Below are 2,989 nucleotides of genomic sequence, written 5' to 3' on the forward strand. Positions count from 1 at the left end.
TGAATGCACCCAGTTCTTCGAGCTTGCCCACGCGTGGAATCTGCTCCGCGAGTACAAGATGCAGCTTGGGATCGACACGATGGGCTTTAACCGCAAGGGCGACGATCCTGCGCACCCCCTTCTCTACCGGCAAGGCCAGAACCTCCGCCAGTTCGCCCCGGACCGTTTGCATGATCTGAAGCTTGTGGCGCTCGCTGACGGCGGTAACGAGTGCTTCCTTGCCGGGGAAATACTGGTACAGCGACCCCACGCTCACCCCGGCCACTTCCGCGATGCTGTTGGTGCTGGCCTTGTCGAAGCCTTCCTTGACCAGAATGCGAGCGGTCGCTTCAACCTATGTCTCGGCTCTTGATCGCGACCAGTTGGGGGAGCGGATCGACTTCCTGTTCACGGACGGCAAACCTGGCCGCATGTCACGCGAAGAAATGCTCATGCACGTGATCACCCACGGCATAGGCCATCGCGGACAGGTCAGCGCAGTGATGTTGCTCAATGCCGTTCCAGCGTCGAAGGATGGGCTGACGACCTATCTGCATGAGGCAGAGGCATCGACGAGAGGACGGGCTGCCGCATGAAATCGCTCAGGTCGATTCATAGTAAGCGCGGAAAATTCGATGCTACGACGCGCGAAATTCGCGAGTCCATTCCCAGGTGTTGTAACGAGTGGCCTGCGTGAGGACTTCTACTACGACATGGCCTTCCTTCCAGCAGACTTTCCCCCGCATGGTGATCCCCGAGTAGCTGGACTCGAGCGCAAGGCGGGCAAAAATCGCGCGCCCTCGCACGGAATGCAAGCCACTTTAGCGAGAGAATTTGGAAAGTTGCAAGTGATATTTCTTAATTCGACTCTTCCCTTTTCGCAAGCATTTGCGGCTCCGGGTACGCTCCAGCGGCGATCGAGTTCACTCGCCGCTGGAGCAACGCCCGATTACTGCTCGGTCGTTACTTCGACGCGCCGATTAGGGGCAAGGCACGCCACCAACTGGGCGTGGGGACCGTCCGGGCAATCCTTCACCGCATCGCGCTCGCTCCTTCCTTCGGCCACGATCTTCGTCGATGGCAGCCCCTCTTCTACCAGGGCAGCTTTCACGGCGTTCGCCCGGCGCTCGGACAGGCGCTGGTTGTAGGCGACGCTGCCAAGGCGGTCGGTGTATCCGATCACATGGATACTCCGAACCTGATCGACATGCTTGCGCAGTTCCGCCGCCATATTCGCCAGCGCCCTCCTCCCCTCAGGCTTGATGTCCGCCACATCACCCTTGTTGAACGGGAACAGCGCGTCGGCGGAGAGCGTGAAGTTCTGGGGTTTCTCATCCCTGGGCTGGGGAACAGGAACTGGCTTTGGCTCTTCAATCAACGCCGCGCAGGACTCCGGCTTCCAGTAGAAACTCTCCGCCAGTTTGCCGTCGTCGAACAGCACTTTGTATTGGCACACCGTCACTTCATCGCTGCCCGGCCGCCGGAAGTTGAACACGTAGTTCCACTCGTGTATGCCCCATACGCCTTCGCTGAAATGTGGATAGCCGATCAGGTCCGATACTTGCTGCTTGTTGAGGCCCGGCCGCATTTGCCGCAGGTTGGCCAGGTTCGGGAAGGTACCGCCCTTATGCATGGGGGTAACGGTGTCGGGCGACGGCCACAACAGTTCGCTGGCGGAGCGACCATCCTTCGCCACGCCATGGCTGACATTGCCGCACGCGGCGAGTGCGAGCGTGGTAACGGACGCCACGATGAAAGATTTCCATGAATTGCGCATGTCTAAAGACTCCTTGATGCATTCGTCAGGACAAACCGGCACTGCCGTGCTGGTCCGCGCCAATTACCAGACCACACCCGCACCAATGCCCGCGCCAGCGTCGCCGCGCGAATTGGTGGTGGCATTGAGCTTGAACACGTAGCGGCCGCTTTCGGTGATGGTCGATACGCCGACGGCAACGCCGGTCTCGCCGTGGAACGAACCCACGGCGGCGGCGGCCGAACTCTGGTTCGGCTGGTATGCCTGGGGAAGGCTTGCCATCGCCATGGCCGCGGCGATGCCCGCATTGGCGCGGTTCCCGATGCGGTTAAGATCGTTGTCTACGCTCTGGAACTTTTGATCGACGTAATCCTTCGACCAGTTCTTGGCCTCGTTGATGGCATCGCCGAGCTGGCCCACATTCACCGCATCAGTGGGGTTCACCCCGTTGGCAACGTTGGTGACGGTTCGCTCATGGCCCGTAGAGCCAACCGATACGGTGTTGCTGCTGTTGGCCACGGAACCTGCGCCGATGGCAACGCTGTTGTCGCCGCTGGCAGTAGATCCGGCACCGACCGCGGTGCTGTTGTTGCCCGATGCCGTGGATCCGGCGCCGGCCGCGGTTGAATTGTCACCAGTGGCGGAAGCCGTCGAGGTATTGTTCGTGCTGGTCTGGTAGGTGCTGTTGGTGGTCGAGCCGCCTCCCGGAGGGAAGTTGTTGATGGTGTTGGAGAGGTTGATGATCTGGGACCCCAACTGTTCCAGCGTTTGATTGGTGGCGAACAGCTGTGAGCCGTTGATGGCATCCGTACTGCTGCCACTGATCCGACCCGCCGCCACGTTGGTGATGGTGCGCTCTGCACCCACCGCGCCCACGCTCACCGTCGACCCAGGCGTAGTACCGGCAAACGAATAACTGGTGCCGAAAAGGGTTGTGCCCGTGGTACCGACCGGTGCGTCCGTCACCGAACCTGCGCCCAGGGCCACGCTGCCCGCGAACGCGGCTTGCGTGCCCGCGCCCAGGGCCATCGCCTGGATGCCATTGGACGTGGCGTTGGTGCCCAGTGCCACGCCGTCGGCGAGGTTCACCGTCGCGGCCTGGCCGATCGCGGTACCACCTGGCGCTGTCTGTTGCACGATCGCGCCGTTGCCCATGCCGATACCGTTGTCGCCGTTCACCGTGGTTTCCGGACCAATAGCAACAGACTCCGCGCCCGCCGCCAGCGAATCGGCCGCGGTGGAGTTGGCGTGGAA

General features: G+C 61.5%; 4 protein-coding genes. 1 reads left to right on the forward strand and 3 read right to left on the reverse strand.

All coding sequences use genetic code 11. From position 1 onward, the window contains the following. The coding region (locus tag VK519_RS16660; protein WP_324351612.1) for a TetR/AcrR family transcriptional regulator at positions 1-256 on the reverse strand (256 nt) is incomplete at its 3' end. A gap of 16 nt (positions 257-272) precedes the next feature. Between VK519_RS16660 and VK519_RS16665 the strand changes: the two genes are divergently transcribed. Next, positions 273-575 carry a DinB family protein gene (locus VK519_RS16665; RefSeq protein ID WP_324351614.1) on the forward strand — a complete coding sequence of 101 codons (303 nt, stop codon included), beginning with the start codon at positions 273-275 and terminating at the stop codon, positions 573-575. A 353-nt stretch (positions 576-928) separates the two neighbouring features. On the opposite strand, the gene VK519_RS16670 is transcribed toward VK519_RS16665, so the two are convergent. Continuing rightward, positions 929-1,756 carry an OmpA family protein gene (locus tag VK519_RS16670; RefSeq protein ID WP_324351616.1) on the reverse strand — a complete coding sequence of 276 codons (828 nt, stop codon included), beginning with the start codon at positions 1,754-1,756 and terminating at the stop codon, positions 929-931. Positions 1,757-1,819: 63 nt separating this feature from the next. Beyond that, on the reverse strand, positions 1,820-2,989 hold a 1,170-nt coding region (locus VK519_RS16675; RefSeq protein WP_324351619.1), incomplete at its 5' end, for a YadA family autotransporter adhesin.

The organism is Pinirhizobacter sp. (genome assembly GCF_035317885.1).
Classification (GTDB): domain Bacteria; phylum Pseudomonadota; class Gammaproteobacteria; order Xanthomonadales; family Rhodanobacteraceae; genus Pinirhizobacter.